This window comes from Psychrobacter sp. H29 (genome assembly GCF_059073055.1).
In genome coordinates this window covers 2,867,247-2,886,597 of sequence record NZ_JCACRY010000001.1, presented here as the reverse complement: position 1 = coordinate 2,886,597, position 19,351 = coordinate 2,867,247, and the positions used below count along the sequence as shown (strand labels likewise).

14 protein-coding genes and 1 tRNA gene are annotated in these 19,351 nt (G+C 42.9%); 2 read left to right on the top strand and 13 right to left on the bottom strand.

All coding sequences use genetic code 11. The features are described 5' to 3' along the window. Window positions 1-47: 47 nt before the first annotated feature. The 13 genes from rpoB to AC5JP1_RS11775 all read right to left on the bottom strand — a co-directional run bounded on the left by rpoB (window position 48) and on the right by AC5JP1_RS11775 (window position 15,737). Complete coding sequence (gene rpoB / locus AC5JP1_RS11835) at window positions 48-4,166, bottom strand: DNA-directed RNA polymerase subunit beta (protein WP_493844246.1); 4,119 nt, start codon at window positions 4,164-4,166, stop codon at window positions 48-50. 753 nt (window positions 4,167-4,919) lie between these two features. Further along, window positions 4,920-5,291 (bottom strand): 50S ribosomal protein L7/L12, encoded by a 372-nt coding sequence (gene rplL / locus AC5JP1_RS11830; protein WP_319050992.1) that lies wholly within the window; start codon window positions 5,289-5,291, stop codon window positions 4,920-4,922. A 132-nt stretch (window positions 5,292-5,423) separates the two neighbouring features. Then, window positions 5,424-5,951: a 50S ribosomal protein L10 gene (gene rplJ / locus AC5JP1_RS11825; protein WP_057761724.1), complete on the bottom strand. Its 528-nt coding sequence runs from the start codon at window positions 5,949-5,951 to the stop codon at window positions 5,424-5,426. A 475-nt stretch (window positions 5,952-6,426) separates the two neighbouring features. Beyond that, on the bottom strand, window positions 6,427-7,128 hold the full coding sequence (gene rplA, locus AC5JP1_RS11820; protein WP_319050993.1) for a 50S ribosomal protein L1: 702 nt from the start codon (window positions 7,126-7,128) through the stop codon (window positions 6,427-6,429). Beyond that, window positions 7,129-7,560 (bottom strand): 50S ribosomal protein L11, encoded by a 432-nt coding sequence (rplK, locus tag AC5JP1_RS11815; protein WP_058025423.1) that lies wholly within the window; start codon window positions 7,558-7,560, stop codon window positions 7,129-7,131. It abuts the gene before it with no gap. An 87-nt stretch (window positions 7,561-7,647) separates the two neighbouring features. Continuing rightward, window positions 7,648-8,178 (bottom strand): transcription termination/antitermination protein NusG, encoded by a 531-nt coding sequence (nusG, locus tag AC5JP1_RS11810; RefSeq protein WP_319050994.1) that lies wholly within the window; start codon window positions 8,176-8,178, stop codon window positions 7,648-7,650. A 71-nt stretch (window positions 8,179-8,249) separates the two neighbouring features. Then, window positions 8,250-8,735 (bottom strand): preprotein translocase subunit SecE, encoded by a 486-nt coding sequence (secE, locus tag AC5JP1_RS11805; RefSeq protein WP_319050996.1) that lies wholly within the window; start codon window positions 8,733-8,735, stop codon window positions 8,250-8,252. Between the two features lie 51 nt (window positions 8,736-8,786). After that, window positions 8,787-8,862: transfer RNA gene (locus tag AC5JP1_RS11800), tRNA-Trp, on the bottom strand. A 371-nt stretch (window positions 8,863-9,233) separates the two neighbouring features. Beyond that, window positions 9,234-10,424 carry an elongation factor Tu gene (tuf, locus tag AC5JP1_RS11795; RefSeq protein WP_319050997.1) on the bottom strand — a complete coding sequence of 397 codons (1,191 nt, stop codon included), beginning with the start codon at window positions 10,422-10,424 and terminating at the stop codon, window positions 9,234-9,236. Between the two features lie 223 nt (window positions 10,425-10,647). Next, window positions 10,648-12,774 carry an elongation factor G gene (fusA, locus tag AC5JP1_RS11790; protein ID WP_319050998.1) on the bottom strand — a complete coding sequence of 709 codons (2,127 nt, stop codon included), beginning with the start codon at window positions 12,772-12,774 and terminating at the stop codon, window positions 10,648-10,650. A gap of 340 nt (window positions 12,775-13,114) precedes the next feature. Further along, entirely contained in the window at window positions 13,115-13,588 is a 474-nt protein-coding gene (gene rpsG / locus AC5JP1_RS11785; protein ID WP_057761735.1) for a 30S ribosomal protein S7, read from the bottom strand. 207 nt (window positions 13,589-13,795) lie between these two features. Then, a complete protein-coding gene (gene rpsL / locus AC5JP1_RS11780) occupies window positions 13,796-14,170 on the bottom strand; it encodes a 30S ribosomal protein S12 (RefSeq protein WP_011281154.1) in 375 nt (124 codons plus the stop codon). 472 nt (window positions 14,171-14,642) lie between these two features. Further along, on the bottom strand, window positions 14,643-15,737 hold the full coding sequence (locus AC5JP1_RS11775) for an EcsC family protein (RefSeq protein WP_493844245.1): 1,095 nt from the start codon (window positions 15,735-15,737) through the stop codon (window positions 14,643-14,645). Window positions 15,738-16,289: 552 nt separating this feature from the next. Here AC5JP1_RS11775 and AC5JP1_RS11770 point away from each other — a divergent pair. Continuing rightward, on the top strand, window positions 16,290-17,525 hold the full coding sequence (locus tag AC5JP1_RS11770) for a beta-ketoacyl-ACP synthase II (protein WP_443526985.1): 1,236 nt from the start codon (window positions 16,290-16,292) through the stop codon (window positions 17,523-17,525). Continuing rightward, the gene (locus AC5JP1_RS11765; protein ID WP_493844244.1) at window positions 17,526-19,238 is read left to right on the top strand and encodes an anthranilate synthase component I family protein; all 1,713 of its coding nucleotides are present in this window, start codon (window positions 17,526-17,528) and stop codon (window positions 19,236-19,238) included. The last annotated feature ends 113 nt before the right edge of the window (window positions 19,239-19,351 follow it).

Below are 19,351 nucleotides of genomic sequence, written 5' to 3'. Positions count from 1 at the left end.
GCAACAAAGCAGACTGCCTTTAGTGGACAACTAAGTTAAACAACGGGCTAGTTGCTTTGTTTTAACTCAATATTGATACCCAGTGATTTGATTTCTTTGGTCAGTACGTTGAACGACTCAGGCATGCCTGGATCCATATACTGCTCACCATCAACGATGTTTTTGTACATACGAGTACGGCCTTCAACATCATCCGACTTCACCGTTAGCATTTCTTGCAACGTGTACGTCGCGCCATAAGCTTCTAGTGCCCATACTTCCATCTCACCAAAGCGCTGACCACCAAACTGAGCTTTACCGCCGAGTGGCTGCTGCGTCACTAGAGAGTAAGAACCTGTTGAACGCGCATGCATTTTGTCATCAACCAAATGGTTCAATTTGAGCATGTACATATAACCAACGGTTACTTTACGGTCAAACTTCTGACCAGTACGACCATCATACAATGTCTGCTGACCATCGCGATCCATACCAGCAAGCTCAAGCAGATCTTTGACTTGGCTTTCTCTTGCGCCATCAAATACCGCTGTACCCATTGGGACACCGCCACGTAAGTTAGCTGCTAGCGCCATGATGTCGTCATCATTCAAGCTATCAAGATCAACTTGCTCACCGCCAACTTGGTTGTAGATTTTATCCAAGAAGTCGCGTAGCTCTTTGATTGCTGCTTGAGATTTGAGCATACCATCAATCTTCTCGCCCAACCCTTTCGCTGCCATACCCAAATGCGTCTCTAGAACCTGACCGATGTTCATACGAGATGGTACACCAAGCGGGTTCAATACGATGTCAACGGTATTACCATTTTCATCATAAGGCATGTCTTCAACTGGCATGATGCGCGAGACAACACCTTTGTTACCATGACGACCAGCCATCTTATCACCAGGCTGAATACGACGCTTAACCGCTAGATATACTTTAACGATTTTTTGTACGCCATGTTGCAGGTCATCACCAGCAGTCAATTTGCGTTTTTTCTCAGCAAATTTCACATCGATATCTTTTTGCTTATCAACCAAGTAATCAGAAATCTGGGTCAAACGCTCAGAGATTTCTTCTTCTACTGGTTGGATATCAAGCAATGTCTCAAGGTTCATGTCTTTCATGTCAGCCAAAGCCATTACCGTACCCGCTTTTAGACCAGCACCGCCGCTGACTTTTTGGCCATCTAATAGATTACCAATACGACCACGAGCTGCTTCTTCAAAGATACGTAGCTCTTCTTTCAAATCTTTGCGATAGCTATCAAGCTGCGATTTTTCAATCGCTCTTGCGCGTGCATCTTTTTCAACGCCATCACGAGTGAAGACCTGTACATCGATGACCGTACCTTTACTAGAAGTCGGTACACGTAGCGACGTATCTTTCACATCCGCCGCTTTTTCGCCAAAGATAGCCCGTAGTAGTTTCTCTTCTGGCGTCAGTTGTGTTTCACCTTTTGGCGTCACTTTACCCACTAGAATATCACCAGCGTCAACTTCAGCACCAATATAGACGATACCTGCTTCGTCAAGGCTTGATAACGCTGCTTCACCAACGTTTGGAATATCAGCAGTGATCTCTTCTGTACCTAGCTTGGTATCACGAGCCACACAAGTCAATTCTTGGATATGAATAGTAGTGAAGCGATCTTCTTTCACGACTTTTTCAGATAGCAAGATTGAATCTTCGAAGTTGTAACCATTCCACGGCATAAATGCGATGCGAATGTTCTGACCAAGTGCTAGCTCACCAAGATCCGTTGAAGGGCCATCAGCCAAGATATCACCCAAAGCAATCTCATCACCTTGGTTAACGATAATACGTTGGTTGATACAGGTGTTCTGGTTAGAGCGCGTGTATTTGATCAAGTTATAGATATCGATACCCGCTTCACCAGCAGTCATCTCGTCTTCGTTCACACGAACCACGATACGTGAGGCATCAACATCTTCGATCACACCGCCACGCTTAGCAATAACACAAACACCAGAGTCACGAGCAACATGACGCTCCATACCGGTACCCACTAGCGGCTTATCAGCACGTAGCGTAGGAACCGCCTGACGCTGCATGTTCGAGCCCATTAAGGCACGGTTAGCATCATCATGCTCTAGGAACGGAATCAAACCTGCTGCAACCGATACTACCTGACTTGGCGACACATCCATATGCGTCACTTTTTCTGGTGGCATACGAACAAACTCACCATAGCTACGAACACTGACCATCTCGTCAGATAACGCGCCTTCTGGAGTTATTGGTGAATCAGCCTGTGCAATGACCGTACCGACTTCTTCAATAGCTGATAGATACTCAATAACGTCAGTCACTTTACCATCAACCACACGGCGATAAGGTGTCTCTAGGAAACCAAAGCTGTTGGTTTTAGCAAAGGTCGCTAGTGAGTTGATCAGACCAATGTTTGGACCTTCAGGAGTCTCAATAGGACATACACGGCCATAATGGGTATCATGTACGTCACGTACTTCAAAGCCTGCACGTTCACGAGTAAGACCACCAGGTCCTAATGCTGATACACGGCGCTTATGAGTAACTTCAGACAACGGGTTGTTCTGATCCATAAACTGTGACAACTGGCTTGAACCAAAGAATTCTTTCACTGCAGCCGCAACTGGCTTAGAGTTGATCAAATCTTGTGGTGACAAGTTATCAGATTCCGCTGAGCTTAAACGCTCTTTTACCGCACGCTCAACACGTACTAAACCAACACGGAACTGGTTTTCTGCCATTTCGCCAACTGAACGAATACGACGGTTACCTAAGTGATCGATATCATCGACATCACCACGACCATTACGAATCTCAATAAGTTCTTTTAGAACGTTAACGATATCGTCATTGGTCAACACGCTACGTTCACGCTGGACATCAGGATCATCAGTATTATCAAACTCTAAACCGAGACGACGGTTGAACTTCATACGACCAACGTTTGATAAGTCATAACGATCAGCGTTGAAGAACATGCTTTCAAATAACTTTTCGGCAGTTTCAACCGTTGGTGGCTCACCTGGACGCATGACTTTGTAGATTTCGATCAACGCTTCTTCACGACTTGAGGTGCTATCAGCACGTAGCGTATCGGCAATATAACTACCTTGGTCGATATCATTCGTGAACAGAATGCTGAACTCTTTGATGGCACCACTGGCTTCAAATGAGTTCAATTTAACCAATAACTCATGGTCAATTGGCGTGTTTGCTTTAGCGATGACTTCGTCATTAACAACGATATCTTCTGCTAAGATACGCTCATATAGATACTCATCAGGCACAGCAATCTTCGTCATACCTGCTTCTTCAAGCTGACGGATGCGGCGTGCATTGATACGTTTACCCTGCTCTACGATAACGTCACCTTCAGGTGATACGATATCAAACTGCGCCATTTCGCCACGCAAGCGATCAGCGACTAGATCAATTTCGAACGTCTCTTCGGCTTTATAAACAGCAACTTTATCAAAGAACAAATCTAAGATTTCAGAAGTGGTCAGACCAAGTGCACGCAGAATGATCGATGCAAGCAGCTTACGGCGACGGTCAATACGAGCAAATACTAAGTCTTTTGCATCAAATTCAAAATCTAACCATGAACCACGGTAAGGGATGATACGTGCGTTATAAAGCACTTTACCACTTGAATGCGACTTACCTTTATCATGATCAAAGAAGACGCCAGGTGAACGATGTAGCTGAGAGACGATAACACGCTCAGTACCATTGATAATAAAGGTACCGTTCGCAGTCATCAAAGGCATCTCGCCCATATAGACGCTTTGCTCACGGATATCTTTGATAGCGGCTTTGCTATCTTTGTCTTTGCTGTCTTTGTCTTTGATGATCAAACGGATTTTGACACGCATTGGCGCAGCAAACGTTGAACCACGTAAGATACACTCACGCTCATCAAATTCAGGCGTGCCTAAATAGTACTCAACAAATTGCAACTCAGCGTTACCAGAGTGACTCTCAATTGGGAAAATAGAGGAATACGCAGCTTGCAAACCAGTATTCTCACGAGCTTTTGGCTTTTTGTGCTCTTGCAAAAATTGCTCGTAAGAATCTACTTGAATAGACAGTAAATAGGGAACGTCCATTACAGTGGGCAATTCAGCAAAACTTTTGCGAATACGCTTTTTTTCAGTATAAGAATATGCCATCGAGAGTCCTTACAGTAAACGTGGAAACAAATTAAAAGCGCGGCTAGTATGCATAAATAAGATGCACACTTAGCGACGTAAACGATAATATAAAACGGGTCTTCGTGTTCAGTTCATGTCTTTTCTGTCAATTACTACTTTACTCATCAGTGCTTACTTAGTACATTTCACTTAATCTCATTGTTGATTGCTATATTCATGGTAGGTGAATCAGTCTATATGACTGTTGCGACCAAGAAATTCAACATCATATAATATCTTACCTATCAGGCTAAACTTACAAATACTTTGCTAGAAATAAAGTCAGCTGAGATTGCATATAAACTACTTGCCATCTAAACTACTTCTAAATAAGCTACTTACTACCAAACCATGACCCTACACGTATAAGCGGTCTATGAATCTAAATGCCGACAATAATGCCACACCAAGTAGGCACCTTGAGATCAACAGCTTTTTTCAGAATTAAGAATCGGGGTAACTATAACTTTTAGAATCAGTATAAACTATAGTGTTGATAGGAAAGCATGCAGACACAAAAAAATGCCAAACATCTACGGACGTTTAGCTCATATTAACTGATTTCAAAAACTGGTATGTGTGCTTGCATGTATATCGTCTGTCCTTTTGATGGGTATCCACCGTGATGTTGCATACGTATGTTGGCAGACACAAAAGGTCAAGCTACGAATTATAATAAAAAAAAGCTGGCAATGCAAGGCATTACCAGCTTTTTTTCGTACAGTGTTAAACTTATTTTAGTTCAACAGTTGCACCAGCTTCTTCAAGCTTCTTCTTCAACTCTTCAGCTTCAGCTTTAGATGCAGCTTCTTTGATTGGAGCTGGAGCGCTTTCAACCAAATCTTTTGCTTCTTTCAAGCCAAGGCCAGTCGCTTCACGTACAGCTTTAATTACAGCTACTTTCTTCTCACCAAAGCTAGCAAGAACTACGTCAAACTCGTCTTTTTCTTCAGCAGCAGCAGCAGGACCAGCAGCAGCAGGTGCAGCAGCGGCAACAGCAGCTGTTACGCCGAATTTTTCTTCCATGTCGCTGATTAGCTCAACGATATCCATTACTGACATTTCAGCGATTGCATTTAACACGTCATCTTTAGATAGTGCCATGAGAACTCTCCGTTATCTGATAAAAATTAATTGATTCTAATATCGCTTTGACCGCTTGCCACCATTTCAAATAGGTGTGGCAATAAAATGCAATCAAGGTTAGCGATGTTAAAGTTACGTTAAAACAAGCAATTAAGCAGCTTCTTTTGCGTCTTTGATTGCCGCTACAGTGCGAACGAACTTGCCAGGAACAGCGTTCATAGTCTGGACAAGCTTGGTCACTGGTGCATTCATAGTAGCCATCAAGATAGAGATTGCTTCGTCGCGAGTTGGTAGCTTCGATACGCGCTCTAGCTCTTCTGGACCATAAACTTCACCACCGACTGATACTAATTTGGTCTCTAAAGCTTTGTTATCTTTGCTAAAGTCGAAAACGACTCGAGCGGCAGATCCCAAATCTTCCATAGAGAAAGCCAAAAGTAGTGGACCAGTCATACGGTCTGACATGCTCTCAAACTTAGTGCCTTCAAAAGCGCGTTTTGCTAGTGTATTTTTTACCACTTTCAAAACAACGCCTTTATCACGGGCTTGTTCGCGCAGCTTAGTAAGCTGTGCAACACCAATTCCATGATACTCGGCAGCTACTGCTGAGTAAGCATTAGCAGCAACTTCAGACACTTCAGCCACAACTTGTTGTTTTTGTTCTAGCGTTAATGCCATAAGTTGACTCCTTTAATCTTATCAATCTACTAATAGTAAAAATGCTAAAAACCGAAGTTTATCTGCCTTTGGACTAAAAGCTACGACTGACTTGATACGACACATTACCAACTGATTCGATTAATAAAAAAAGTATCAACTGGTAACGACTGATTACGGCACCGTTATCAGAATGACGTTGAGTGATAGTTTGGAGATCGTATAAACAATCATACCGCCCTATTGCCTCGTGTCTTAAACTGTGTGGGCCACCGTCTGCGTAGGACAACTAAGATTTTCATCTGTCGTCGATTAACAAAAGTGACTCATTGTCATAAGCAACTATCCTAAGATCATTACTCATGACGTTAAACCACTCTCTACCTACGGTCTTAGACAGCGTAGCAAATGCTACGCTGACCTAATTCTTTAAAAATTCTTTGTTCTCATCATTCAAAATATTCGACGTGCAAATATTAAAAGATAGAGACTCTAATTATTTTGCAGTGCGATAAGGTACTGGATCGATCGTTAGACCTGGACCCATAGTGCTAGACAAAGTAATTTTCTTGATGAAAGTACCTTTAGACGTAGCAGGCTTAGCACGCTTAAGATCTGAGATTAGTGCTTGAGCATTTTGGATAACTTGCTCAGCAGTGAAACCTACTTGACCGATAGTGGTATGGATGATACCAGCTTTATCAACACGATACTGCGCTTGACCCGCTTTTGCGTTAGTCACAGCTTCAGCAACGTTTGGCGTTACCGTACCAACTTTTGGGTTAGGCATTAGGCCACGTGGACCTAGGATCGTACCCAATTGTCCAACAACACGCATTGCATCAGGAGCGGCGATAACAACATCAAAGTCCATGTTACCGGCTTTGATTTCTTCTGCTAGGTCTTCAAAACCAACGATGTCTGCACCAGCTTCTTTAGCGGCTTCAGCAGCAGCGCCTTGAGCGAATACAGCAACGCGTTTGGTTTTACCAGTACCAGCAGGTAGATTGGTTGCGCCACGAACCACTTGATCAGATTTACGTGGGTCAACACCCAAGTTTACTGCGATATCAATAGATTCTTTGAATTTTAGCGCTGGCAAATCGTTTAGGATTTGAACCGCTTCTTCAAGCGTGTATTGCTTTTCGTTATCAATACGGCTTTGAATTTCTTTTTGACGTTTGGTTAGCTTGCTCATTTACACACCCTCCACGGTAATACCCATTGAACGTGCAGTACCAGCAATGGTACGGACAGCAGCGTCAAGATCAGCAGCAGTCAAATCTGCGTTTTTGGTCTTAACGATTTCTTCTAGTTGTGCACGGTCAACTTTACCAACTTTAGCTGTGTTCGGTGTACCTGAACCTTTAGCAATACCAGCAGCCTTACGTAGTAAGTATGCAGCAGGTGGTGACTTCATGATGAAGGTAAAAGACTTATCGCTGTATACCGTGATCTCAGTTGGGATCGGTAGACCTGGCTCTTGGCCTGAGGTCGCAGCGTTAAATTCTTTACAGAACGCCATGATGTTCACGCCCTTTTGACCCAAAGCTGGACCAATAGGTGGTGAAGGATTAGCTTTGCCTGCAGGCACTTGCAGTTTGATGTAACCATCAATCTTCTTAGCCATGATACTCTCCTAAATGGGTGATAACGCCAAGCCAAATCATTATCTGATGTGACGGAAGGCTCCCCGGTTGATGAAATTTTTGCTGAATTAGTCTAGTTTTTCAACTTTACTAAACTCAAGCTCAACCTGTGTAGGTCGATTAAATACGTTTACCGTTAGATGTAGCTTAGATTTTTCGTAATCGACCTTTTCAACCATTCCTTTGAAATCAGTGAATGGACCGTCGATAACCAATAACTCTTCGCCCGGCTCAAATAGCGTCTTAGGACGTGGGTCAGTTTCAGTCTGGTTCAAACGGTTTAAAATGCGGTCAGCTTCTACTTGCGTAATCGGTGCAGGCATCTCAGGCGTACCACCGATGAAGCCCATAATACGAGGACAGTCTTTTACGATGTGCCACGTATTATCGTTCATTTCCATCTGGATCAATACATATCCTGGAAAGAACTTACGCTCGCTTTTACGTTTTTTGCCGTCTTTCATTTCGACGACTTCTTCAGTAGGAACCAATACATCACCGAATGACTCTGTAAAGTCACTACGGTTAATACGATCAGTTAATGAACGTTGTACTTGTTTTTCATATCCTGAAAACGCTTGGACAATATACCAACGCATATCACGCTCCTGATCGTTATAAATAAGTTGTTGTGAGTAAATGTCTCGCTAATGGTCACTAATACGCGCCATTAACCGATAAAGATACCAACGAACCAATTAAAGAAATTATCTAATAACCAAATAAAAAACCCAACAATCCCGATCACGACAATAACTTGCCATGTGTATTGAAAGGTTTCGTCTTTACCTGGCCATGTTACTCGGCGAAGCTCAACAGCCGCATCTTTTAATAATATTTTAAAAGCGCGACCTTGATGCGTTAATGCCAAGCATACTAATGCAAATACAATAAGTGCCACAATGATACCAATACGTACCCAAACATCATTAGCTGGTTGCCAATAGCCTGGTAAGTATTGATTAACGAGAGTCGCACCGATCAAAACAGCTGCAGCAAGTAGCCACAAAATCAAATCTTTTATTGAGCCAGTCTTAGCCACTTCAACAGCAGTAGTACCGCTCGCTGAGATGTGCTTATCTTTAGACAGCATTCCACCAGCAACCGCCTTGGCATCAGATAACTTAGTCTCGAGGTTATCTTGATCATTGCTCATAAAGAACTCGCTTCGGAGATGGTGGGGTACAACAAAGATGAGATAAGAAGATGGCAGGCGATGTAGGACTCGAACCTACAACCCTCGGTTTTGGAGACCGATGCTCTACCAATTGAGCCAATCGCCTATGGGTGTAAAGGACAGCATTATACAATATTTAGCATAGAATGCAAGCCTTTAGCGGTAAAATTATTAGTTTTACCTGATTTGTCACTTAACTAACAGAATTATCGTACTAACAGTGCTTTAACTTTCGCTAAAAGTAGATACTCGTTTTAAGTGCAGCGCTAATATAACAATCTATGAGATAGATTACAATACATTGTATAGTAAATAAGTGACTGGTCTCATCGGCTAAACTAACGATTCTATATCTCAGTTAAGCTATTACTTCATTCAACTACGACATCACACACAACGCAACCCACAAAAAGAGCCACCCTAAATAGGGTGGCTCTTTTATGACTAGCTCATAAGCTCATTACTGATACTTGATGATTAGTTCAATACGTTAGCAACAACACCAGCGCCTACAGTACGGCCGCCTTCACGAATAGCGAAGCGTAGACCTTTGTCCATAGCGATTGGGTGGATAAGCTCTACGCCCATCTCAACGTTATCACCAGGCATTACCATTTCAGTACCGTCTTGTAATTGGATTGCGCCAGTTACGTCAGTAGTACGGAAGTAGAACTGTGGACGATAGCCGTTTAGGAATGGTGTGTGACGACCACCCTCTTCTTTTGACAATACATATACTTCAGCGTCAAACTTGGTATGCGGAGTGATTGAACCTGGCTTAGCTAGTACTTGGCCACGTTGTACGTCTTCACGCTTAGTACCACGTAGTAGTACGCCACAGTTTTCGCCTGCACGACCTTCGTCAAGCAGTTTACGGAACATCTCTACACCAGTACAGGTGGTTTTTTGAGTGTCACGGATACCAACGATTTCGATCTCGTCACCAACTTTAACGATACCAGATTCAACACGGCCGGTTACTACGGTACCACGACCTGAGATTGAGAATACGTCTTCGATTGGCATTAGGAATGCTTTGTCGATGTCACGCTCTGGCTCTGGGATGTAGGTGTCTAGTACGTTTAGTAGTTCTACTACGGCTGGTTGGCCATATTTGTCTTCTGAGCCTTTTAGGGCTTCAGTAGCTGAACCTTTAACGATAGGCGTGTCGTCGCCTGGGAAGTCATAGTCGTTCAATAGTTCACGAACTTCCATTTCTACTAGTTCTAGTAGTTCTTCGTCATCAACCATGTCACATTTGTTCATGAATACGATGATGTACGGTACGCCAACCTGACGTGAAAGCAGGATGTGCTCACGTGTTTGTGGCATAGGGCCGTCAGTTGCAGATACGACTAGGATTGCGCCGTCCATCTGAGCAGCACCAGTGATCATGTTTTTAACATAATCGGCGTGACCTGGGCAATCTACGTGAGCATAGTGACGGCTGTCTGTGTCATATTCTACGTGTGAGGTGTTGATGGTGATACCACGTGCTTTTTCTTCTGGTGCTGAGTCAATAGACGCGTAGTCTTTTGCTTCGCCGCCAGAGGTAATTGCAGCTACGGTTGCGATTGCAGCGGTAAGGGTAGTTTTACCATGGTCAACGTGTCCGATGGTTCCGACGTTGACGTGTGGCTTGTTACGTTCAAACTTGGCCTTTGCCATGGGTATTTCCTCTTTTTTTGGGGTCCAAGGCTCAACTCATATAAATATGATGATTGAGGTGTTCTTGACCACATTAAGATAATTGTTAAAAGGTTACACATACTAATGTGCAGATATTATAAGAAAATTGCGACCAATAACAAGTCTTTTAACAAGTTATTGGTCTATTCTTTAATGACAATACACAGATATACTCTATATTGTCACCTTTAGTAAGCTTTATTTACTCGTCATCATCTTTAGAGTTGAACTTAGAGATGATTTCAGCAGCAACTGATTTTGGAATTTCAGCGTACTTTTGGAATTCCATAGAGTAAGTTGCACGGCCTTGTGACATAGAGCGCATTTGAGTGGCATAGCCAAACATTTCCGCTAATGGTACTTCAGCACGGATCTGCTTAGTACCACCAGGTAGATCTTCCATACCCTGTACTAGACCACGACGACGGTTAAGATCGCCCATGATGTCACCCATGTAATCTTCAGGCGTTTCAACTTCTACTTTCATTACTGGCTCAAGTAGAGCTGGGTCAGCTGCCATGAAACCTTTTCTGAAGGCCATAGAACCTGCCATTTTGAACGACAATTCATCAGAATCGACGTCATGGTAAGAACCATCATACAAGGTCGCTTTTACGCCAACTACTGGGTAACCAGCAAGTACGCCGTTTTTCATGCGCTCTTGGATACCTTTATCAACGGCACCGTGGAATTCTTTTGGTACTGTACCACCAACAACTTCTTCAGCGAATTCGTATTCAGTGTCACCAGCTGGATCAAGTGGCTCAAGACGTAGCCAAACGTGACCGAACTTACCACGACCACCAGTCTGACGTACAAATTTACCTTCTTGTTCAACCGTGTTACGAATCGTCTCACGATAAGCAACCTGCGGCGCACCGATGTTTGCTTCAACGTTGAACTCACGCTTCATACGGTCAACTAGAATCTCTAGATGTAGCTCACCCATACCACTGATGATCGTCTGGCCAGATTCTTCGTCAGTGTGTACACGGAACGAAGGATCTTCTTTTGCCAAACGGCCAAGCGCGATTGACATTTTTTCTTGGTCAGCTTTGGTTTTTGGCTCAACTGCTAGAGAGATAACTGGATCTGGGAATTCCATACGCTCAAGTGTGATCACGTTTTGCTCATCACATAGCGTATCACCAGTAGTCACATCTTTCATGCCGACTAGAGCTGCGATATCACCAGTACGGATTTCTGGAAGCTCTTCTTGAGAGTTTGCCATCATCTGTACGATACGGCCAACACGCTCACGCTTCATTTTAACTGGGTTATAAACACTGCTACCCTGCTTCATGACACCAGAATAAACACGTACGAAGGTTAAGTTACCAACGAATTTGTCATTCATGATTTTGAATGCTAGAGCTGAGAAAGGTGCTTCATCTGATGCTTCACGGCTGCCTTCGCTTTCGTCTTTGTCATCAAGAATACCTTTAATAGCAGGTACGTCGATTGGTGCTGGTAGATACTGAATAACAGCATCCAACATCTTCTGTACACCTTTGTTTTTAAAGGCAGTACCACAAAGAAGTGGGATGATTTCGTTATCGATAGTCAACTGACGAATAGCGGTATGAATTTGCTCTACGCTCAATTCACCGTTTTCTAGATATTCGTTCATCAACTCTTCGTTGGCTTCAGCAGCGCTTTCTACAAGATGTTCACGGTACTCGTCCGCTTTGTCTTGTAGTTCAGTTGGGATATCACGCTCTTCGTAGTTCATACCTTGAGATGCTTCATCCCAATAGATGGCTTTCATAGTAACTAAGTCAACAACACCTTCGAAGTCATCTTCTTTACCAATTGGGATAACCAATGGTACCGGGTTACCACCCAAACGAGTTTTGATCTGTTCGATAACACGATAGAAATCAGCACCAACACGATCCATTTTGTTTACAAATGCAAGACGTGGTACCTTATATTTGTTTGCCTGACGCCATACGGTCTCAGACTGTGGCTGAACGCCGCCTACTGCACAGTAAACCATGCAAGCGCCATCAAGTACACGCATAGAACGTTCAACTTCGATCGTGAAGTCAACGTGACCTGGGGTATCGATGATGTTAATACGGTGTTCGTCAAACTGCTTGGCCATACCTGACCAAAAACAAGTTGTTGCGGCTGAGGTAATAGTAATACCACGCTCTTGTTCTTGCTCCATCCAGTCCATGGTGGCTGCGCCATCATGTACTTCGCCAATTTTGTGGCTAACACCGGTATAGAATAAAACACGCTCAGTAGTGGTTGTCTTACCAGCATCGATATGCGCTGAGATACCAATATTGCGATAGCGTTTTAGGGGAGTTTTACGAGCCATAGTGTTTTCCTAGGAAAAGTCGTGTATATAATAATGTATTGTGTCTCTACCTCATACTCTATGACAAAGCGTTCAGCTTCGTAATATTACTGACTGATTATTGAGCCTAATGCGGACAAAAACAGAGCAAATACTAAGAATAGTGTGGCATCAAATTCGGGATGCTCTCTAATAAAAATTTTATTTTCAAAAGAAACATCTTGATAGATGTCCGCCATCTCAGTTAATAAATGAACTTACTATACAACTGCATAAATGATGGCGGCAATCAGTAGAATAAACAACAATGTAGGACTAGTTGACCTGAGCCACTAGTCTCAAACTACTATTAAAAAGTAGCTTAGAAACGGTAATGAGAGAACGCTTTGTTAGCATCTGCCATGCGGTGAACTTCGTCACGCTTCTTCATAGCAGCGCCTTTACCATCAGCGGCGTCATTCAATTCGCCAGCTAAACGCAAAGCCATTGATTTTTCAGAACGCTTAGCAGCAGCTTCAGCTAACCAACGCATAGCCAAGGCAGTACGACGGGAGGGGCGTACTTCCATTGGTACTTGATAGGTTGCACCGCCGACGCGGCGAGCTTTTACTTCTACCATTGGGCGTACATTTTCAAGCACTTCTTCGAAGAAAGATACTGGATCTTCAACTTTACGCTTCTCACTTACTGTCTCAAGTGCACCATAAACGATACGCTCAGCAGTAGATTTTTTACCATCACTCATTACATGGTTGATGAATTTTGCAACAGTTTGGCTACCAAACTTAGGATCCGGTAGGATCTCACGGGCAGCAACGACGCGACGTCTTGGCATAATAAATTTCCTTGTCTTCAGGAGTGTCTAACATTCATAACATCAACTATGTTTCTTAATAACAAATAGCGAGTTATCAGTTAGCCTTACTGCATGGTGGTATGTTTCGAGCATACACGACTTATATAAAAGTAATGTGACTACTGACACCAAACCCATGCACAGTTATTGGGTAGTGCAAAAAGCTTATTTAATAACGTTTAATTATTAAACTTTAGGCTTCTTAGCACCGTACTTAGAGCGACCTTGCTTACGGTCTTTAACGCCTGCGCAATCTAGTGCACCGCGAACAGTGTGATAACGTACACCTGGTAGATCTTTTACACGACCACCGCGGATAAGAACAACACTGTGCTCTTGTAGGTTATGACCTTCGCCACCGATGTAGCTTGATACTTCATAGCCTGAAGTCAAACGTACACGACATACTTTACGCATGGCAGAGTTAGGTTTTTTTGGCGTGGTAGTATATACACGAGTACATACACCGCGACGCTGTGGGCACGCTTCCAACGCAGGAACTTTTGACTTTTCCTTGATGGTTTTGCGACCTTTACGAATCAATTGGTTAGTTGTTGCCATAAGGCATCCTTCTCCCGTTTGGTATAAAACAAAAAAATGGGCCAATGCACCATCTATCTGACAATATTTGCAGATTTCGGGGCACCCATTTTTAGGACAGTGTATTATAAAGAGTTGTTGCTGCTATTTCAACCACTTATCTATGGTTTAACTTTACAACATTTGATAGATATGCATCCAGCCTGACGCTATACCATTTTATAAATTTTTAACTAAAAAATAACTCAATAAATAAAGCAGATAGGTCAGTCTCAAGCTGGATTTACAGAAGATATTAAAAACTGCTCGATAACGCATATGTTGTGATGGTTGCTCTAGTTTTCAAGTTTTTTATGAAATCTAAACAAGTACCAATGTGAATACTGATATTTATGCAAGCAGATTGCTTATTATAGATAATACGTTATGGATACTATAGTGATGATTCCATGCTGACTGGGTATGTAACCAATATCAGCATGGATATTGATACTTACTTGGTCTTTTTATCAGATGTTTGCTTATCCGATAGCTTATCATCACTATTGTCTTTATCACTATCTGTTTCAGTTTCACCCTTCGTATTTTGCTCTCCAGTGTTGTCACTATCGCTTGCTTTTTTTACTTCAGCTTCGCTACTGCTATCATCAGTAATGGCGCGATTGGCCATTTTCGCTTCTGGTGCAAAAGTCGCTTGAGCAACGCCGATAACCTCGTCGATTAATTGACTATTGTAATGCACCCCTACCGCTACTGCAGTGATAGGAATAAAGCGGCGAACCCATGATAGGTCGATCTGGTCAAGATCAATGCCTACTTGACTGGCAATGCTATCTATTTGCTCGGCATAATAGTTCACATTCTTATTTTTTAGACCTAAGTTTTTGAGTTCACTATGTAATCCACTGCTTTGAGCATTATCAAGTAAACCTTTACCAATACCCATACCTGCTAGCAATGCTTGTTTTTCTTGCATTTTGCTCAGGTCTGCGCTGGAAAGTAGCTCATAAGCCATTTTTACGCCTTGCTTACCTGTTAATGGCTTATTGTACACAGATGCGATTTGATAAACCGTACGTAACGAGACCAACAATAACCATAATGTATCAGCAAGCAATCCTGGCAATCCAGCCAGACCAGTTATGCCGCCAATTGCTGCAAGCGCACGGTTTTGGTTAGCGATATCTGTCGCTAGCGCATAGCGCTCTTCGTCATCTAAGGTCGCAATATTGGCAAATCGATGCTCATCCGGTAGATCTAACTGGCTCCAGCTTGATGCAAGATTGGCTACCTGAGCAAATGCACTATCAACTGTCGACTGGAAAAAACTATTTGGTACCACTTTTTTGGCGTACTTGCCATACATAGCAAAGCGTGGTCCTAATAACTGTTGCGTTGCTTTTAGAGTCTGTTCACGAAACAAGTCTTGTTGATAGTCTTCATCCCCTAAATCTACCGCTTTATATTGACGCGGCTTGCCTGTTTTGGCATTGACGTTATCAATCATAGCGCCCATACGCTCTAGGTTATTCCGAGCAAAAGAGCCAATAGTATTGATGCTTTTAGAAAGAGTACTACGCTTTGCCATCGTGATGTCCTTAATATGATGAATATGGTAATTGGTTTTGTTTTAATAATAGTCAAGCTGTCATTCTAGCCAACCGCTGTAACCTTTGTCAGTGCGAACAATGTTATCGCGGTCACAAATTTTGTATCTAAAAGTATAATTGAATTTTTTATCACTTAGCCATAGCTTTTGATTCATTTATAATACGCTCGCTAATTTCAGTTAAGCGCCAATAGATCTATCTAGCAAAAACCGTCTGTGAACATGTATTGGTTAATAAGCCTTAACGACAATGGGCGATTAGGCGTTTTTTTACATTTGCTCAAAGATTTTCAGCGCTTGATACGTTATCATGTGCCGTAATTGAGAGCATAATTGTACACTGAGTTTATATTACCTTTAATAGACTGTTAATAGAGTCTAGTTACCTAAATTCGTGCTATCGTTATCTCTTCTACATAAACTACTTTTTACTATAATGCTCACATTAATTCATCGTTAAATATCATATATAGATTTGCAACGATTATTGCAACCAACTGCTAGCAAGTCGTTACTTATAAGGAATAGCATATGCGCCGCGTCGTTATCACTGGAGCAGGGATTGTCTCTTGTATCGGACATGATTTAGCCACCGTTACCACTGCTCTTAAAGAAGGACAGTCTGGCATTACATTTAATGAGGCTCATGCCGAGCATGAATTCAAGTCACACGTGAGTGGTAGTATTAATCAATCAGACTTAGATACCAGTGGTATCGACCGCAAACTCAAGCGCTTCTTTAGCGATGCCAGTTTGTATGCTTATGTCAGTGCCTTGAATGCTATTGAGCATTCAGGGTTATCACTTGAGACTATTAACAATAACCCACGCGTAGGTGTTGTCGCCAGCTCAGGTGGCGCATCAACAGAAAACATCGTAAACGCCGTAGACGCTATGCGCGAAAAAGGTTTACGCGGTGTTGGTGCGATGGCCGTACCCAAAACTATGGGTAGCTCAGTATCAGCAGCCTTAGCCACAGGTCTAAAAATCCAAGGGGTCTCTTACTCGCTTTCTTCTGCTTGTGCGACCTCGACCCACTGTATCGGTCATGCTGCTGAGCTTATTCAATTGGGTAAAGCTGACGTCATACTGGCTGGTGGTAGCGAAGCTGAACACTGGACGCAGTCTTGTATGTTTGATGCGATGGGCGCAGTCAGTACACAATACAACGACACGCCAACACTTGCTTCAAGAGCTTATGACAAAGATCGTGATGGCTTTGTCATTGCTGCTGGTGGTGCAATGGTGGTGGTTGAGAGTTTAGAGCACGCACAAGCGCGCGGTGCCAATATCTTAGCTGAAATCGTCGGCTACGGTGCTAGCTCTGATGGTGCAGAAATGGTTGCCCCAAGTGGTGAAGGTGCCGTGCGCTGTATGCAACAAGCCCTAGCCGAAGCTGGTCTAGAAAGCGTTGATTATATCAACAGCCACGGTACGAGCACACCGCTAGGCGATATCACAGAACTAAAAGCAATTGCCAAAGTCTTTGATAATGACATCAGTAAAGTACCTGCTATCAGCTCTACCAAATCCATGACAGGTCACAGCTTAGGTGCTGTCGGTGCTCAAGAACTTATTTATTGCTTATTGATGCTACAAGAGAGCTTTATCGCACCAAGTATCAATGTCGATAACCTAGATCCTGCAGCTGAAGGCTTCGATATTGTCACCCAGATGCGTGAAACTGACCTTGATACCTTGATGAGTAATAGCTTTGGCTTTGGTGGTACTAATGCTACGCTAATCATAAAAAAATTCGACGGTTAAATGATGCCTGTACCAAATCAAAATATAACCAGCCAGATAGACTCTGCCCCATCGCCAGCTATTAACTCTAGCTGGCGTTTTGGTGATTTATCTGCTGCCGAGTTGATGACCCATCTACAACACCATTTGCTCAATCAAGATAATGAAGCCAATTGGCAGCTTGTTTGGCTAAATAACCATAAGCAACCAGTCATTGGTCTGTTACCGAAAGTCAGCTGGTCTGTGTATCCTACTGATAAACAGCGCTCTAGCAATCTCTACAAAGTGGTTAAAATCTGGCGTGGCGATGGCCCTAACACTAGCAAATCTATCACGGCGTCTTATATAAGCTATCTAGACTGGCAAGATGAGCTGATTGCTTACAGCAAAACTTATGATGTCGATAGCGACAATTCAAAAAACATAAATGTAGAAAATTCGAATTTAGAAAATACAAATCCCAGCTATCATCACGGTTTGATAGGTTTTATTGGTTACGATATTGCCGCTCATGAATTAAGCCCTATAGATAGTATAGAATTGGCGCAGCAGCCTTGTGCCTCATTAGGTCATTATGATATTTATCTCACCCATATAGCTGATACAGGTTGGGAGCTCACGAGTCATCAAACCAATAAGTACTCGGATGACACTACCGACAATGAAGCACAGCAGAAGCTTTTGACTGCTATTGTATCTTCTCTAAACGAGTTAGATCACAGGTTGGCTGAAAAACATCTTTCTCAAACACTATCTGAAACCGCATCTAAGGTAGAGCCTATTGTTCTAACTGCACAATGGAGCAAGCGTGACTATCAGCAAGCATTTGATCGTACTCAAGACTACCTACAGCAAGGCGACTGCTATCAGATCAATCTGACGCAAAAGTGGTCTGGCAAACTACCATATAATAATGACACCAACCAACCAATAGCCGCGCTTATCGATTATCTCCCTGCACTACATCGCAATACAAAAGCACCTTTTGCAGGCTACCTGAGCGTCGATAACTATACTACCAAACACTTAAGTGAAAGTGGCAGCGATGCTACAGGTGATAACCGTTTTGAATTACTAAGCTGCTCACCTGAATTATTTTTTACCTTTACAAGAGACAGCGATACTGGCAAACATCATATCTTAACCAAGCCTATCAAGGGCACCATGCCGCGTAGCCTCGATCAAGACCAAGATGACGCACACAAACAACAACTGATCGATAGTGAAAAGGACCGTGCCGAAAACGTCATGATCGTGGATTTACTGCGTAATGATCTGGGCAAGTATGCCAAGATCGGCAGTGTAAAAGTACCACAGCTATTCGCGATTGAGAGCTTTAGTAATGTTCATCACATGGTAAGCACGATCATCGCTGAGCTAAAAGCGAATACTCATCCGCTGGCAGTGTTGTTCGGTAGTTTGCCTGCTGGCTCCATCACAGGTACACCCAAAAAGCGCGCTGTTGAAATCATCTCTGAACTAGAGGCCGCACCGCGCGGTGCCTATTGCGGTACGATGGGTTATATGAATTTTGATGGTAGTGGTCAATGGAATGTGCTCATTCGTACGCTACAGGCCAATGCATTGTGGAATGATGAGGCTGTCAGCGAAAGACATCTCAACCTATGGGCTGGTGGCGGCATCACGGTTGCATCAGATTGCGATGCCGAATACCAAGAGTGCTTGGACAAGGTAGGTAATCTGCTAGCAGTACTGGCTACAAAACATAAATAATTGTACTGCGCTTTTTCTTATGATTCAAAAAAGCCTGCTCACGTTGCGTTAGCAGGCTTTTTCGATACTTCTTAACACATCTATTACTTCTTAGTACATCTGTCTCATCATTG